The organism is Nocardioides sp. GCM10030259, assembly GCF_042666375.1.
Lineage (GTDB): Bacteria > Actinomycetota > Actinomycetes > Propionibacteriales > Nocardioidaceae > Nocardioides.
The window spans coordinates 393418-409469 of record NZ_JBHTDF010000018.1; the positions used below are offsets into that span (position 1 = coordinate 393418).

Sequence of the window (16052 nt, forward strand, 5' to 3'; positions counted from 1 at the left end):
GCGTGCTTCGCCCGGTGTCGCTGCTGCCTGCCCTCGTGGCGGCCGTCCTCGCCGGGCTCCTGCTGGTCCCTCTGGCTGCACCCGCCGCGGCGGAGTCCGCGCCGCGTCGAGCCGCCGACACCGGCCCGCTCGAGGTGATCATCGACAACCTGACGCCGTCGACGGTGCCGGAGCGCGGTGAGATCCGGGTCAGCGGCACGGTCACCAACGTCGACGAGCAGCCGTGGACGACGATCAACCTCTACTCGTTCATCTCCGACGCGCCGATGACGACCTCGGCCGAGCTGGCCGAGGCCGCGACCCTCGACCCGGAGGTGGCCGTGGGCGAGCGCGTCACCGACCCCGGCCCCTACGAGACCATCGACCAGCTGGACCCGGGCGAGACCGCGCAGTTCTCCTTCTCCGTGCCGCGCCGGCGGATCGCCGCGGAGTCGCCGAACGGCGTCGGTGCCGATGCGGCCGGCGTCTACTGGTTCGGCGTGCATGCACTCGGGCAGGCGGCCGAGCCCCGCGACGACGTCGCCGACGGCCGCGCCCGCACGTTCCTGCCCCTGGTCCCGCCGACCTCCCGCACCGTGGACGCCGCGCTGGTGCTGCCGATCCGGCGCTCGGTGCAGCACCTCTCCGACGGCAGCGTGGCCAACCTGGCGCGCTGGACCCGCACGCTCGGGCTCGAGGGGCAGCTGCGGCGGATGACCGAGTTCGGCGCGGCGGCCGGCGACCGGCCGATCACCTGGCTCGTGGACCCGGCCGTGGTCGACACCGCCGTACACCTCACCGAGGGCAACCCGCCGCGCTCGATCGCCCCGACCCTCGAGCCCGAGCCGGACGAGGAGGAGTCGGAGTCGCCGTCACCGACGGAGGAGCCGACCGACGCGGACGTGCAGGAAGAGGAGCCGACCGAGCCCGAGGACCCCGAGGTCACCGCAGCAGCGGCCGCCGCCACCGACTGGCTCGGCCGGCTGCAGACGGCGCTCGGCTCCAACGAGATCCTGAGCCTCCCGTACGGCGACGTCGACGTCGCCGGTGCCGCAGCCCACGACCCAGCGGCGTACCGGAACGCCCGCAAGCGCTCCGGCACCGAGCTCGCGCCGTGGGGCCTGACGACCACGCCCGTCATCGCACCACCGGCCGGCTACCTGCCGACCACGGCCCTGGGCCTGGCCGAGCCCGACACGCAGGTGCTCGTCTCGGACCGCGTCTTCGGCGACCGCGCCGACAACGCGCCGACCGTGGCGCACACGCTCGGCCGCAGCATGGTGGTGTCCTCCTCGGCCTCCGCCTCGGGCGGACCCGGGCCGGGTGACCAGCTCTCGCCGCTCTCGGTGCGCCAACGGATCCTGAGCGAGGCCGCGCTGCGGGTGCTCACCCCGGGCCGGCGACCGCTGGTGACCGTGCTGCCGCAGGGCTGGGCGCCGGAGGCGAGCACCGGCTTCTTCAGCGGTCTCGACACCGAGTGGCTGCGGCTGACCACCATCGACTCGATCTCCCAGCGCAGCGGCCGGGATGTCGACGCCGACCGGATCGTCTATCCCGACACCCAGCGTGAGGCCGAGCTCGACGCTCTCGACTTCTCCACCGCGCAGGGGCTCGTCGAGGCCGGCGAGGCGCTGCAGAACCTGCTGACGCTCAACGACCGCGTCGGCGGCGAGGTCCAGGACGAGGCGCTCACGAACGTGTCGTACGCCAGCCGCCGGTTCCCGCAGCTCAGCCGCGACTCCGCGTCCCGCTCCCGCGCCGCGATCGAGCAGCAGCTGGAGTCGGTCACCGTGGAGGCCCCGAAGGCGGTCATCCTCTCCAGCGGCAGCGGGCGCTTCTCCGCGACCGTCAACAACGGGCTCGACCAGCCGGTCACGGTGCGGCTCGACACCCTCACCGACCCGTCGCTCGAGGTGTCGGTGCCCGACGAGGCGGTCGAGGTCGGCCCGGGCGCCCGCTCGACGATCCTGCTCAACGCCGAGTCGTCCGCGGTCGGCGTCCGCAACGTGACGCTGCTGCTCACCGACGTCGACGGCTCGCCGATCGGCTCGTCGGACACGCTCCCGATCCGGTCCAACCGGGTCAGCAACGTGATCTGGCTGATCCTCGGCACCGGCATCGCCCTGCTCTTCGGCACGATCATCGTGCGGCTGTTCCGACGCATCCGTGCGGCGGCCCGGTCATGAGGACGACATGACCACCCCACGAAACTGCGGGCTTCCCCCGCAACGCTTCACCCCACGAGCTTGCGGCTCCCCCGCTTCGCTCTTCCGCCACAAGCCCGCGGGGACCCCGAAGCTTCGCTCCTCCAGCCCACACTTCCGCGGGGACCCCGGATGAGCGCCTTCGACGGCGAGGCCCGCGAGGAGGAGCGCTCCCGCGTCCTCGCGAACAGTGCCGTCATGGCGGCCGGCACGGTCGTCTCGCGGCTGAGCGGGTTCGTCCGGTCGACCCTGCTCGCGGCGGCGCTCGGCGCGAAGCTGCACGCCGACCTGTTCAACATCGCCAACACGATCCCGAACATGCTCTACATCCTGCTCGCGGGCGGGGTCGTCAACGCGGTGCTGGTGCCGCAGCTGGTCCGGGCGATGAAGGACGATCCCGACCGCGGCGACGCGTACACGAACCGGATCATCACGCTCGCGGGGCTCTTCCTCGGCGTGGTCACGATCGCGCTCGTCGTCGCGGCGCCCTGGCTGATCCAGCTCTTCCTCACCCCGCAGCTCGGCGACGCCGAGTACGCCGCCCAGCGCGAGTCGATCGTCGACTTCGCCCGCTACTGCCTGCCGCAGGTCTTCTTCTACGGGATGTACGTCCTGATCGGCCAGGTGCTCAACGCCCGAGGCCGCTTCGGTCCGATGATGTGGGCGCCGATCGCCAACAACGTCATCTCGATCGCCGTCCTCGTCGTCTACCTCGTCGCGTTCGGCCCGGCCGCGGACCTCTTCGGCCCCTACTCGTCGGACCAGGAGCTGCTGCTCGGCATCGGCTCCACCGTCGGCATCGCGGCCCAGTTCGCGATCCTGGTGCCCTACCTGCGCCTGACCGGCTTCCGCTACCGCCCGCGCTTCGACTTCCTCCACACCGGTCTCGGCCACACCTTCAGGCTCGGCGTGTGGACGGTGCTCTTCGTCGTCGTCAACCAAGTCGCCTACACGGTCGTCGTCCGCCTCGCGTCCGGCGGCACCGCCGCGTCGACCGACGGCACCGGCTACTCCATCTACTCGCAGACCTTCCTGATCACGATGGTCCCGCACGCGGTGATCACCGTGTCGCTCGCGACGGCGATCCTGCCCCGGCTGGCCGCCCGCGCCGCCGAGGGCGACGACGCCGGCCTGGCCACGTCGCTCGCCGAGACGCTGCGCAGCGCGCTCTCCCTGATCCTGCCGTTCGCGCTGCTCCTCCCCTGCCTCGCCCTCGGCGTCTCGCGCGTGATCTGGGGGTACGGCGCGGCCGCGGGCGACTACGCCGACTTCGCGCCGTCCCTCGCGCTCTTCGGCGGCGGGCTCCTCTTCTTCACCGTCCACTACCTGGTGCTCCGCGGCTTCTACGCCCTCGAGCTCACCCGCACCGTCTTCTGGATCCAGTGCGCGGTCGCGGCCACCAACATCGTCGCCGCGCTCGTCCTCGTCGGCGTCACCGACGCCGAGGCCACGGCGCCCGCGCTCGTGCTCGCCTACACGTGCTCGTACGTCGTGGGCGCCGTCATCTCCTACGCGATGCTGTCCCGCCGGCTCGGCGGCCTGGACACGCGGGGGCTGGTGCGGTTCCTCGGGCGGCTGCTCGTGGCCGCCCTCCTCGCGGCCGCGGCGGCCGCGGGGACGGCGTACCTCCTCCACGACCTCATCGGCGTCGACCGGCTCTGGGCGGCGCTCGTCAGTCTCGCCGCCACCGGTGCCGTCGGCGGGCTCGTCCTGCTCGGCATGGCGCGGGCGATGCACCTCGACGAGCTGACCTCGATGGTCGACACGGTCACCCGCCGGCTGCCCCTCCCACGCCGGGGCTGAGCTCGCCCTACGATGGGCGGCAAGGGAGCGATGTTGCCGCAGGGCACAAGCCGACACGAGGGGAGCTGAGTGCCGAGCTCGATCCGGCCGGGCGACGTGCTCGCCGACCGGTACCGCCTGGTCGACCTCCTCACCGAGAGCGGGGGCGGCCGGTTCTGGCGCGCCCACGACCGCGTGCTCGAGAGGTACGTCGCGCTGCACGTGATCGCCGAGGACGACGAGCGCGCGACGGCGCTGCTCGACGCCGCCAAGCGCTCCGCGGCGATCCACGACCGGCGGTTGCTGCGGGTGCTCGACGCCGACCGCGCCGACGGGCACAGCTTCGTCGTCAACGAGTGGGGCTCCGGCGACTCCCTCGACATCATGCTCGCCGCCGGCACCCTCGGTCCGCGCCGGGCAGCATGGATCGTCTCCGAGGTGGCCGGCTGCGTCGCGGCCGGGCACCAGGCCGGGGTCGCCCACGGCCGCCTGGTCCCCGAGAACGTGCTCGTCGACCACACCGGCGCCGTCCGGATCATCGGGTACGCCGTCGAGGCGGCCATGCACGGGCTGCCGCCCGGGCGGGTCACGACCGACGTGGCCGACCTCGGCGGCCTCCTCTACTGCGCGCTGACCGGCAAGTGGCCCGGCGTCTCCTCGTCGGCGGTGCCGTCGGCGCCGCTCGTGCAGGGCAGGGTGCTGCGCCCGCGCCAGGTCCGCGCCGGGATCCCGCGCCCGCTCGACGCGCTGTGCGACGAGGTCGTCAACCCCTACTCCGCCGCCGCGGCGCGGCTGCGCGACACCTATGACCTGGCGACCGCCCAGGGCATCTCCGACTACCTGTGCGAGTTCGTCGGCGACGCGACCGGCCTCGCCGAGGCCGAGGCCCAGGCCGGGCACCGCGACACCACCGAGATCGCCGCCCTGCCGGCGGTCCCGGACCCGCGGCCGTACGACGCCGAGCCCCAGCCCGAACCCCAGCCCGAACCCCAGCCCGAACCCCAGCCCGAACCCCAGCCCGACCCGGAGCCACGGCCCGATCAGTCGTCCACCGACCTGCCCACCGAGGCCGGACTCCCGATCTTCGACGACGAGGCCGACGACGTCTCGTGGCTGTCCGCCCCCGGCGAGCCCGCCCCGCCCCCACCGCCGTTCGAGGAGCCGCCCGAGCGGCCGCTCTTCGCGCCGGCCCCGACCGGCGGCAGCCCGGCGCGCACGCCGCGCCCGCAGGCTCCACGGCCCGAGCCGGCCCCCGTGCCCGCCTCGGCCGGCAGCGGCGGCCGCGGGTTCTGGCCGTGGGACACCGGAACCGGCCCGCTTTCGCTCCCCGAGGAGCCGCAGGAGGAGGTGCCCGGGCGCAGCTGGCTGCGGCTCGCCGCCATCATCGCGGCCGCGGTGCTGCTGCTGCTGGCGGTCGTCGTCGCCTACAACCTCGGGCGCGGGCGCACGCCGCTCGGCGCCGTACCCGACGACGACAGCCCGGCCCCGACGCCGACGGCCCAACAGTCCCCGATCTCGCCGGCGGCCGATCCGATCCCGAACGTGGTCGCCTCCGACTTCGACCCCGAGGGCGACCCACCGGACGAGAACCCCGAGCTGGCCCCGCTCGCCGTCGACGGCGACCCGGCGACCGTGTGGCGGACCCTCGACTACCAGCAGAACTTCGGCCCGGGTGGCCTGAAGAGCGGCGTCGGCCTCGTGCTCGACCTCGGCTCGGTGCGCAACGTGTCGGCGGTCGACCTCACGGTGGTCGGCGGCTCGACCGGGATCTCCCTCTACCTGGCCGACTCTCCGCCGACCGGGGTCGAGGGGCTGGGCGACCCGGCCGCGACCGCGACCGTCGACTCCGAGCAGCAGATCGCGCTCGAGGAGCCGGCGATGGCGCGGTACGTCGTGGTCTGGCTGACGTCGATCCCGGCGATCGGCTCGGAGTTCCGCGGCCAGGTCGCCGAGGTGACGGTCCGCGGATGACCGCCCCGCAGCGGACCGACCAGCAGCTCCTCGCTGCGCACGTCGCCGGCGATCCCGACGCCTTCGGTGAGCTCTTCGCCCGCCATCGCGACCGGCTCTGGGCGGTCGCGCTGCGCACCATGGGCAACCGCGAGGACGCCGCCGACGGGCTCCAGGACGGACTGGTCGCGGCGTACCGCCGGGCCGGCACGTTCCGCGGCGATGCCGCCGTCACCACCTGGCTGCACCGCGTGGTGGTCAACGCATGCCTCGACCGGCTGCGCGCCGCGAAGGTACGCCGCGCCGAGGCGCTGCCCGACGACCTCGACGACCGCGGAGACCGCGGTTCGCTGGTGTCGGCCAGCGTCGAGGACCCCGCCGACCTCGCGTCGGCGAGCGAGCGCCGGGCCCTGGTGCTCGACGCGCTCCGCGACCTCCCCGACGAGCAGCGGGCGGCGCTGGTGCTCGTCGACATGGAGGGATACCCGGTCGCCGAGGCCGCCGCCATCCTCGACTGCCCGGTCGGGACCGTGAAGTCACGGTGCTCACGCGGTCGGGCGCGCCTGGCCGAGGTCCTAGCGCCGATGCTCGACGACGCCGACCGTGACCCGCACGACATCCCGCCCCGGAACCCGGTGCCCCCCGGCCCCGTCGAATCCAGCGACGCCCCGCGCGGCCCGCCCGCGACCGGCTGACCCCTGTCCCGTGCCCACGACCGACCCGGAGGAGGTGAACCCGTGCCCGAGCCCGACCTGACGCCCGAGGAGGAGCAGGTACGCCGGCTGCTCGCCGACGCCCGCCACGACGAGCCGCTGCCCGCCGACGTCGCGGACCGGCTCGACCGGGTGCTCACCGACCTCCGGAGCTCCTCGGAGCCCGAGACCGCGCCGGCCACGGACCCGGTCCCCGACCTCGCCGCAGCCCGGCGTCGCCGGATGCTGCGCAACCTCGTCCTCGCCGCCGCCGCGGTCGTCGTGGTCGGGGTCGGGATCTCCCGCGTCGACCTCTCCGGCACGACCGACGCCGACTCCTCGTCCGGCTCCGCCGACTCATCGGTCCAGAGCGACGCCGGGGACGATGCCGGCGGCAGCAACGAGGCGCCGAGCGCCGGCGCTGCCGAGGCCGCTCCCATCACCCTCAGTCTCCGCTCCGACGCCTTCGACGCCCAGGTCGAGCGCTACGCCGCCACCGGCCGGCTCGCCACGCTCTCCGAGCTGCGCTCCACCCAGGCGGACACGGAGGAGAAGGCCACCGGGGGTGGCGCGTACGCCGCCGAGTGCGTCGGCGGCGGCCTCGGCCGCGGCCGGCCGGTGGCCGCGACGTACGACGGCGAGCCCGCCCTGCTCGTCGTACGCCCGGCGGCCGACGGCACCCGCCAGGTCGACCTGTACCTGTGCGGCTCCACGGAGCCGGTCCGCTCCACGTCGGTCCCCGCGCCCTGAGCCGGGGCCTGCCCGGGAAGTTTCCTCACCTACGATCGGTTCTACTGGTCGCAGACCGCACCCATCCGAGGAGAAGCACGCTTCATGTCCGACACCGTTCGCGACGTCATCGTCATCGGCTCCGGCCCCTCCGGCTACACCGCCGCGCTCTACACGGCGCGCGCGAGCCTCAAGCCGCTCGTCTTCGAGGGCTCGGTGACCGCCGGTGGCGCCCTCATGAACACCACGGAGGTCGAGAACTTCCCGGGGTTCCGGGACGGCATCATGGGGCCCGCCCTGATGGACGAGATGCGGGCGCAGGCGGAGCGGTTCGGCGCAGAGCTGGTCGCCGACGACGTGGTCGAGGTCGAGCTCACCGGTGACATCAAGACCGTGAAGACCGCGACCGACACCTACCGCGCCCGCGCCGTGATCCTCGCGATGGGCTCGGGCTACCGCAAGCTCGGCCTGCCCCGCGAGGAGGAGCTCTCCGGCCGCGGCGTCTCCTGGTGCGCCACCTGCGACGGCTTCTTCTTCCGCGACCAGCACATCGCCGTGGTCGGCGGTGGCGACTCCGCGATCGAGGAGGCGACCTTCCTCACCCGCTTCGGCTCGAAGGTCTCGCTGATCGTGCGCCGCGACGAGCTGCGCGCCTCGAAGATCATGCAGGAGCGCGCGTTCGCCGACCCCAAGCTGGAGATCCTCTGGAACTCCGTCGTCGACGAGATCAACGGCGCCGACCGGCTCGAGTCGCTGACCCTGCGGGACACCGTCACCGGCGACACCCGCAACCTCCCCGCGACGGGCCTGTTCATCGCCATCGGCCACGACCCGCGCTCGGAGCTGCTGCCGGGCCAGGTCGACCTCGACGACAACGGCTACGTGATCGCCAGCCACCCCTCGACCGGCACCAACCTGCCCGGCGTCTTCGCCGCCGGCGACCTGGTCGACCACCACTACCGGCAGGCCATCACCGCCGCCGGCACCGGCTGCGCCGCCGCCCTCGACGCCGAGCGCTACCTCGCCGAGCTCGACCACGCCGCGGGCCCCCGGGACGCCCAGGACCGCGCCGACGCCGAGCTCGTCAACGAGGTCGCGCAGACCGCCGGAGCCTGATTCCGGACCCGCCCGCGCGGCGGGGAACAACAGTCGGCGGCCTGCTGTTGACTGTGATCAGACCTCCGAGTTCACCGAAGAAGGGATCCCTCCGTGGGCAACATCAACGCCGTGACCGACGCCGAGTTCGAGGCGCAGGTCCTCAAGTCTGACAAGCCGGTCCTCGTGGACTTCTGGGCAGAGTGGTGCGGCCCGTGCCGCCAGGTCGCGCCGATCCTCGACGAGATCGCCACCGCCCACGGCGACAAGATCACGTTCTTCAAGATGAACGTCGACGAAAACCCCGTGACGCCGTCCAACTACCGGGTGACCGGCATCCCGACCATCAACGTCTACCAGGGCGGCGAGGTCGTGAAGACCATCGTCGGTGCTCGCCCCAAGGCGACGCTCCTCAACGAGCTGTCGGACTACATCTGAGCTGCCCTGGCCTGAGCCTGCGAAGGCCAGGATCCAGCAGCCAGGTCGAGGAGCCCCGCGGCTGAGGAACGAAGCCGCGACGGGCGTCTCGAGACCCCATCAACGAGCGCTCGTTCGCGAGGCCCGGGTCGCCTTCGGCGCCGGGCCTCGCGCCGATTTCGGGGTCGGTCGGACGACGCCCATCAGCTTCTCCAGGGCCGCCTCGACCTCGTCGCGCCACGTCACGGTCGACCGCAGCTCCATCCGCAGCCGCGGCGTCACGGGATGCGGTCGGTGGGTCTTGAAGCCCACCCCGGCCAGGAAGTCGACCGGCAGCAGGCACTGCCCACCACGCCCGGACGGACTCCCGAACGCCTCGATCGCCCCGAACCCGCCGCGGCGCACCAGGTCGGCTGCCGTCGCCTGCACCAGCATCCGGCCGAGCCCGCCACCGCGGTATGCCGGCTCCACGTGCACGGTCGTCAGCAACACGGCGTCGGGGGAGATCGGCGCGGTCGCGAAGCCCGCTGCCCCGGGGACGAACGCCTCGGGCGCGTAGATCGCGTAGGCGACGGGCTGGTCGTCGACGACCACGACCCGGCCGCACGACCCCCACTCGCGCAGGACCTCCGACACCCAGGCGTCCTTCTCGGCGGCCGGATCGTCGACCCGCTCACGGCGCACCGGGTCGAGCTCCCAGAACAGGCAGGACCGGCACGGGGCCGAGAAGGCCTCCAGATGGTCGAGGGTCAGCCGGGTCACCTTGCGCGACATCACACCTCCGTCCGTGGACCGCCGCAGCCATCGTAGGCGCGCGCCTGTCAGGATGGCGGCGTGCGCAAGATCCGACAGAGCCGCAAGCTGCAGAACGTCCGGTACGACGTTCGCGGGCCGATCCTCGTCGAAGCCCAGCGCCTCGAGGCAGAGGGCCACCACATCCTCAAGCTGAACATCGGCAACACCGCACCGTTCGGGTTCGACGCACCCGAGGCGATCGTCGCCGACATGGTGCACCACCTGCCGGACTCGCAGGGCTACAGCGACAGCCAGGGGATCTACCCGGCGCGCACCGCGGTCGCGCAGTTCTACCAGTCCCGCGGGCTCAAGGACGTGTCGGTCGAGGACGTCTTCATCGGCAACGGCGTCTCCGAGCTCATCACGATGGTGCTCCAGACCTTCATCGACGACGGCAACGAGGTCCTGGTCCCGGCACCGGACTACCCGCTCTGGACGGGCGCGGTCACGCTCTCGGGCGGCACGGCCGTCCACTACGAGTGCGACGAGAGCAACGGCTGGAACCCCGACCTCGCCGACATCGAGTCCAAGATCACCGAGAACACCCACGGCCTGGTGATCATCAACCCCAACAACCCGACGGGTGCGGTCTACACCGCGGACACTGTCAAGGGCCTCGTCGACATCGCGCGCCGCCACGACCTCGTCGTGTTCGCCGACGAGATCTACGAGAAGATCATCTTCGACGACGCGGTCCACCACCACGCCGCGTCGTACGCCGGCAGCGACGTGCTGTGCCTGACCTTCAGCGGGCTGTCCAAGGCCTACCGGGTCTGCGGCTACCGCGCCGGCTGGGTGATGATCTCCGGCCCCAAGGAGCTCGCCGAGGACTTCCTCGAGGGCCTCACGCTGATGGCCAACATGCGCATGTGCGCCAACGTGCCGGCACAGCACGCGATCCAGACCGCGCTCGGCGGCTACCAGTCCATCCAGGAGCTGGTCGTCCCCGGTGGCCGCTTCTACGAGCAGAGCAAGCTCGCCAGCCGGCTGCTCAACGAGATCCCGGGCGTCACCAACGTCGAGCCGCGCGGCGCGCTCTACTGCTTCCCGCGCCTGGACCCCGAGGTCTACCCGATCGAGGACGACGAGGCGTTCGTGATCGAGCTGCTGCGTGCCAAGAAGATCCTCGTCACGCACGGCACCGGCTTCAACTGGGTGCGCCCCGACCACTTCCGGCTGGTCACGCTCCCCGACCACGACGTGCTCGAAGAGGCGATCGGCCGCATCGCCGACTTCCTCGCGACCCGACGCTAGGACCCCCATGCGCGACTACACCTACCCGACCGTCGTCCTCACGGCGAAGACGGCCTTCCGGGTCCTGGGGCAGCGGTTCCAGCTGTCCGGCACCGAGCACGTGCCGCGCTCCGGGGGTGTCCTGCTGGCGTTCAACCACATCGGCTACGCCGACTTCGTGTACGGCGGGTTCGCCGCCCACCCGTCGCGCCGGCTGGTCCGGTTCATGGCCAAGCGGGAGATCTTCGACCACGGCATCGGCGGCCGGGTGATGCGCTCCATGCACCACATCGAGGTCGACCGGGGCGCCGGCGAGGCGTCGTTCGACACGGCCGTCGACTACCTCGGCCGGGGCGAGGCGGTCGGCATCTTCCCCGAGGCCACGATCTCCCGGTCGATGGAGCTCAAGGAGTTCAAGACGGGTGCCGTCCGTATCGCGGCGGCGGCGAGCGTTCCCCTGGTGCCCGTCACGATGTGGGGCACCCAGCGGATGATCACCAAGGACCACCCGCGCGACTTCTCCCGCGGCAAGACGATCGCGATCACGGTGGGCGAGCCGCTGCACCCGACGGGCGCCGACCCGGTCGCCGAGACCGCCGAGCTGCACACGGTCATGGCCGGCCTGCTCGACCGCACCATCCGCGCCTACCCGGCCGACGAGCAACCGCCCGGATCGTGGTGGCTGCCCGCGTCGTACGGCGGGAGCGCCCCGACACCGGACGAAGCGGCACGGCTGGACGCCGAGGAGCTGCGGCGCCGCGCGGATCGACGTAGCAATAAGTCGACTTAACGACTTACCGCCTTGTTGATCTGACGGCGATGGCGTTGCGGGCTCAGATCGGCCGGTCGGACCGGTTGCGCGGATCCATGATGTCCACGATCCGCTGCAGGTCGTCGAGGGAGGCGAACTCCACGGTGATCTTGCCCTTGGCGCGGCCCAGGTCGACCTTCACCCGGGTCTCGAAGCGGTCCGACAGGCGATCGGCCAGGTCCGCCAGGCCAGGCGCGACCGGCTTCCTCCGGACCACCCGCGGCGCGGCCGGGTCCTCGGTGTCGCGCACGGCGACGATCTCCTCGAGGCCCCGGACGCTGATGCCCTCGGCGATCACCCGGGCGGCGAGCCGGTCCTGCACCTCCGGGTCGTCGACGGCCAGCAGCGCGCGAGCGTGGCCGGCCGAGAGGACGCCGGCGGCGACCCGGCGCTGGACCGCCGGGGAGAGCTTGAGCAGCCGCAGCGTGTTGCTGATCTGCGGACGCGACCGGCCGATCCGCCCGGCCAGGTCCTCGTGGGTGCAGCCGAAGTCGTCGAGCATCTGCTGGTAGGCCGCGGCCTCCTCTAGGGGGTTCAGCTGCGACCGGTGCAGGTTCTCGAGCAGCGCGTCGCGGAGCATGTCGACGTCGTCGGTCTCCCGCACGATCGCCGGGATGACGTCGAGCCCGGCCGCCTGGGTGGCGCGCCAGCGGCGCTCGCCCATGACCAGCTCGTAGTCGTCGGGCCCGTGGCGGCGGACCACCACCGGCTGGAGGACACCGATCTCGCGCACGGAGTGCACCAGCTCCGCCATCGCCTCCTCGTCGAAGACCTGGCGCGGCTGGACCTCGTTGGGCCGGATCTGCGCGACCGGGATCTCCGCGAAGTAGGCCCCCGCGACCGGCTGCAGCCCGGCGGTGCCTTCGGCGGCCTCCGGAGCGGTCGGAGCCGCATCATCCCCGGCTGCGAGTGCCTCCGCATCCGGCGCATCGATCGTCTGCGTCGGCGCGGTGGGGATCAGCGAGCCGAGGCCCCGGCCGAGTCCACGACGCTGGGGCGGGCGGTTGGCATTCACTTCTCTGCTCCCTGGATGGCGATCTCGCGCGCGGCCTCGAGGTACGACAGCGCTCCCGGCGATCCCGGATCGTAGGTCATCACGGTCTGCCCGTAGGACGGCGCCTCCGAGACCCGCACCGAGCGGGGGATCGACGTCTTCAGGACGCGCTCACTGAAGTGCTCGCGGACCTCCTCCGCGACGCCCGACGCGAGGCGGGTGCGCGCGTCGTACATCGTCACGAGGATCGTGGAGACCTCGAGCCGCTGGTTGAGGTGGGCCTTGACCATCTCGACGGTCTCGATCAGCTGGCCGAGTCCCTCGAGCGCGTAGTACTCCGCCTGGATCGGGATCAGCATCTCGTCGCCGGCGACGAGCGCGTTCAGGGTGAGCAGGCCGAGCGAGGGCGGGCAGTCGACGAACACGTAGTCGAAGCGCTCCTCCCCCACCTCGGCGGCCGACCCCACCCACGGGTGGCCGTGGATGGCCTTGCGCAGCCGGCTCTCGCGAGCCACGACGGAGACGAGCTCGATCTCGGCTCCGGCCAGGTCGATGGTCGCTGGTACCGCCCAGAGGTTCTCCACCTCGGGGCACGCGCTCACCACGTCGACGAGCGGTTCGCCCTCGACCAGGGCGTCGTACGTCGACGGGACGCCCCGGTGGTGCTCGACGCCCAAGGCCGTCGACGCGTTCCCCTGCGGGTCGAGGTCGACTACGAGGACCCGCTGCCCGAGCTGGGCGAGCGCGGCGGCGATGTTGACCGTCGAGGTGGTCTTGCCGACGCCACCCTTCTGGTTGGCGACGACGAAGACCCGAGTCCGGTCCGGCCGGCCCATCGGCGGCCTCATCCGGGCACCGGTTCGGGCGAGGACGGTGTGCTCCGCGGCGCGCGCCAAGGGGGTGCCGTGGTCATCCTCGAAGGCCGGTGCCGCGACCGCGAGATCCTCCGCGGTGCGGACCCGGAATCCACTCGGAGCGTCGGTTTCACGTGAAACGGCCTCGTGGTCCGCAGGAGTCTCAACCTGTGGATGAAGTGGATGATTCTGTGGATAAGGACGCTCCGCAGGCGTCTCCGACCCGGTGGAAAACTCGTTCCCGGGCCCGGGGTTCTCCGTCACGACCTGCGCCTCCGCTTCGCTGTGGACCGTCCGCGACCCGCAGTCCGCCGCGTGGCCGGGCCCGTCGCAAGCGGCCAAGATACCCGGCTCGGGTCGGCCCAGGCCACTCGGAGGGCGATGGTTGGGGACACCGGCCAGCCCTCACCGAGGACGTGCACCTCCGGCTCCGAGCAGCCCCATGAGTCGAGGGTCGAGCGGGCGGCCTCGATCTCGTCGGTCACCGACGACCCCTTCATCGCCACCAGCGACCCGCTCGGCTCGACCAGCGGCATCGACCAGGCCAGCAGCCGATCCAGCGGCGCCACGGCGCGGGAGGTCACCACGCCGAATCGGCGCTCGCCGTGGAGCGCCTCCGCGCGCCCCCGCACGACCTCGACGTTCGTGAGCTCGAGATGTTCCGCCACCTCCGTGAGGAAGGTCGTCCGGCGGAGCAGCGGCTCGACGAGGGTGAGCCGGAGGTCCGGTCGGGCAATGGCCAGCACCATCCCGGGCAGGCCCGCCCCCGACCCGATGTCGCAGACCGTGGCATCCGGTGGGAGCAGCTCGCCCAGCAGGGCGCAGTTGACGAGGTGTCGGTCCCACAGCCGGGGCGCCTCGCGTGGCCCGATCAGTCCCCGGACCACGCCATCGGTGGCCAGCAGCGCGGCGTACCGCTCGGCGAGGGGCAGGCGGTCAGACGGAAACGCCCTCCGCGCCACCTCGGGCGTGGAGGGCGTTTCACGTGAAACGTGGGGGTCCATGGTCACCCAGGCAGCACCACGACGAAGCGCCGCGGCTCGACGCCCTCGGACTCGGAGGTGAGGCCGGCGGCGGCGACGGCGTCGTGGACGACCTTGCGCTCGAACGGCGTCATCGGCGTCAGCGAGACCCGCTCGCCCGTCTCCTTGACCTGCGCCACCGAGTCGGCCGCGAGCCGCTCCAGCTCCTCGCGCTTGCCGGCGCGGTAGCCGGAGACGTCGAGCATCAGCCGGGTGCGCTCGCCGGTCTCGCGGTAGACCGCCAGCCGGGTCAGCTCCTGCAGCGCCTCGAGCACCTCGCCCTTGTCCCCGACCAGCTGCGAGAGCTCGGCGCCGACGATCGAGACAGCAGCGCGGTCGCCGTCCACGTCGATGTCCAGGTCGCCGTCCAGGTCGGCGATGTCCAGGAGCTCCTCGAGGTAGTCGGCGGCGATCTCGCCCTCCTGCTCGAGCTGCTCGGTCCGGGAGGGGGCCGCGGCGGTCTCCTCGCTGGCGGACTCCACCGGCGTCTCCTCGGTCACGGTCTCGTCACTCACTGGTGCCTCCCTCGGGCTTCGGCTTGGGGTTGGGTCGCGGGGCGCCCTTCTTGCGCTGCTCGCGCGACTGCTTCTTGGGCTGCTGACGCTGCTGCGGCTTGCGCTCGGGCTCGGGCTCGGGGGCCTCTTCGACCTCGACGGGCTTTCCGTGCTTCGCGGCCTTCAGCCGGTCCCGCTCCTCCTTGGCCTTGGCCGCAGAGGTTCCGGGGGCCGGGTTGTTCCGGATCACGTAGAACTGCTGGCCCATCGTCCACAGGTTGGAGGTGGTCCAGTAGAAGAGCACGGCGATCGGGAACGCGATGCCACCGACCGCGAAGACGACCGGGAGCACGTAGAGGAGCAGCTTCTGCTGCTGGGCGTACGGGCCGGTGAGCGCGTCCGGCGGCATGTTCTTGCTCATCAGCTGGCGCTGGGTCGTGAACGTCGTCGCCGTCATGGCCAGGACCAGGAGCGCCGCGACGACCATGACTGCGACGTCGCCGTCGGCCTTCAGGAAGGTCGCCTTGAGGGGGATCCCGAAGAGCTCGGCGTTCTGGAAGCTCTCCGCCAGCTCGGGCGTGATGAACGCCTTCCCGTCACCCTTCGCGGCGTGGTGGTCGAGCAGCCGGAACAGCGCCAGGAAGATCGGCATCTGGATCAGGATCGGCAGGCACGAGGCGAACGGGTTGGTCCCGCTCTCCTTGTAGAGCTTCATCGTCTCCTGGGCGAGACGCTCCCGGTCGTGGCCGTACTTCTTCTGCAGCTCCTTGACCTTCGGCTGGATCAGCTGCATGTTCCGGCTGGACTTGATCTGCTTCACGAAGAGCGGGATCAGGGCCGCGCGGACCGTCGCGGTCAGGCCGATGATCGACAGCACCCAGATCAGGCCGCTGTCCGGGTCCATCCCGATCGACTCGAACATCCAGTGCCACGCGACCAGCACAGCCGAGATCACGTAGTAGAGCGGCGCCATGATCAGGCCGCCGAGGTCACCGAGGAAT

At 72.1% G+C, this 16052-nt stretch carries 15 protein-coding genes; 9 read left to right on the forward strand and 6 right to left on the reverse strand.

Annotated features, from left to right (window positions below):
• Window positions 1-2: 2 nt before the first annotated feature.
• From ACFQQI_RS14975 to trxA, 7 genes are all read left to right on the forward strand, one after another.
• Window positions 3-2165: a DUF6049 family protein gene (locus tag ACFQQI_RS14975; protein WP_378564787.1), complete on the forward strand. Its 2163-nt coding sequence runs from the start codon at window positions 3-5 to the stop codon at window positions 2163-2165.
• Between the two features lie 150 nt (window positions 2166-2315).
• Window positions 2316-3986 carry a murein biosynthesis integral membrane protein MurJ gene (gene murJ, locus ACFQQI_RS14980; protein WP_378564790.1) on the forward strand — a complete coding sequence of 557 codons (1671 nt, stop codon included), beginning with the start codon at window positions 2316-2318 and terminating at the stop codon, window positions 3984-3986.
• 69 nt (window positions 3987-4055) lie between these two features.
• Window positions 4056-5936: a hypothetical protein gene (locus tag ACFQQI_RS14985; protein ID WP_378564793.1), complete on the forward strand. Its 1881-nt coding sequence runs from the start codon at window positions 4056-4058 to the stop codon at window positions 5934-5936.
• Window positions 5933-6610, forward strand: a complete 678-nt coding sequence (gene sigM, locus ACFQQI_RS14990; protein ID WP_378564796.1) for an RNA polymerase sigma factor SigM — start codon at window positions 5933-5935, stop codon at window positions 6608-6610. The genes ACFQQI_RS14985 and sigM overlap by 4 nt, the downstream gene beginning before the upstream one ends.
• Window positions 6611-6652: 42 nt before the next feature.
• Complete coding sequence (locus tag ACFQQI_RS14995) at window positions 6653-7357, forward strand: hypothetical protein (protein WP_378564799.1); 705 nt, start codon at window positions 6653-6655, stop codon at window positions 7355-7357.
• Window positions 7358-7441: 84 nt separating this feature from the next.
• Entirely contained in the window at window positions 7442-8452 is a 1011-nt protein-coding gene (gene trxB, locus ACFQQI_RS15000) for a thioredoxin-disulfide reductase (RefSeq protein ID WP_378564802.1), read from the forward strand.
• Window positions 8453-8545: 93 nt separating this feature from the next.
• Window positions 8546-8869, forward strand: coding sequence for a thioredoxin (gene trxA / locus ACFQQI_RS15005; RefSeq protein ID WP_378564805.1), 324 nt, complete (start codon window positions 8546-8548; stop codon window positions 8867-8869).
• Between the two features lie 99 nt (window positions 8870-8968).
• Here the strand turns inward: trxA and ACFQQI_RS15010 are convergent, their stop codons facing one another.
• The gene (locus ACFQQI_RS15010; RefSeq protein ID WP_378564808.1) at window positions 8969-9622 is read right to left on the reverse strand and encodes a GNAT family N-acetyltransferase; all 654 of its coding nucleotides are present in this window, start codon (window positions 9620-9622) and stop codon (window positions 8969-8971) included.
• 60 nt (window positions 9623-9682) lie between these two features.
• Here ACFQQI_RS15010 and ACFQQI_RS15015 point away from each other — a divergent pair, with 60 nt between their 5' ends.
• Both ACFQQI_RS15015 and ACFQQI_RS15020 read left to right on the forward strand, forming a co-directional pair.
• Window positions 9683-10897: a pyridoxal phosphate-dependent aminotransferase gene (locus ACFQQI_RS15015; RefSeq protein WP_378564811.1), complete on the forward strand. Its 1215-nt coding sequence runs from the start codon at window positions 9683-9685 to the stop codon at window positions 10895-10897.
• A gap of 7 nt (window positions 10898-10904) precedes the next feature.
• Window positions 10905-11666 carry a lysophospholipid acyltransferase family protein gene (locus ACFQQI_RS15020; protein WP_378564814.1) on the forward strand — a complete coding sequence of 254 codons (762 nt, stop codon included), beginning with the start codon at window positions 10905-10907 and terminating at the stop codon, window positions 11664-11666.
• A 43-nt stretch (window positions 11667-11709) separates the two neighbouring features.
• Here ACFQQI_RS15020 and ACFQQI_RS15025 read toward each other — a convergent pair whose 3' ends face one another.
• The 5 genes from ACFQQI_RS15025 to yidC form a co-directional block, all read right to left on the reverse strand.
• Window positions 11710-12702: a ParB/RepB/Spo0J family partition protein gene (locus ACFQQI_RS15025; RefSeq protein WP_378564817.1), complete on the reverse strand. Its 993-nt coding sequence runs from the start codon at window positions 12700-12702 to the stop codon at window positions 11710-11712.
• A complete protein-coding gene (locus ACFQQI_RS15030; RefSeq protein WP_378564820.1) occupies window positions 12699-13517 on the reverse strand; it encodes a ParA family protein in 819 nt (272 codons plus the stop codon). Before ACFQQI_RS15030 ends, ACFQQI_RS15025 begins: the two co-directional genes overlap by 4 nt.
• A gap of 278 nt (window positions 13518-13795) precedes the next feature.
• Window positions 13796-14497: a 16S rRNA (guanine(527)-N(7))-methyltransferase RsmG gene (gene rsmG, locus ACFQQI_RS15035; RefSeq protein ID WP_378564823.1), complete on the reverse strand. Its 702-nt coding sequence runs from the start codon at window positions 14495-14497 to the stop codon at window positions 13796-13798.
• A 44-nt stretch (window positions 14498-14541) separates the two neighbouring features.
• The gene (locus ACFQQI_RS15040) at window positions 14542-15039 is read right to left on the reverse strand and encodes a protein jag (RefSeq protein ID WP_378565561.1); all 498 of its coding nucleotides are present in this window, start codon (window positions 15037-15039) and stop codon (window positions 14542-14544) included.
• Window positions 15040-15064: 25 nt separating this feature from the next.
• Entirely contained in the window at window positions 15065-16024 is a 960-nt protein-coding gene (gene yidC / locus ACFQQI_RS15045; protein WP_378565564.1) for a membrane protein insertase YidC, read from the reverse strand.
• Window positions 16025-16052: the final 28 nt, after the last annotated feature.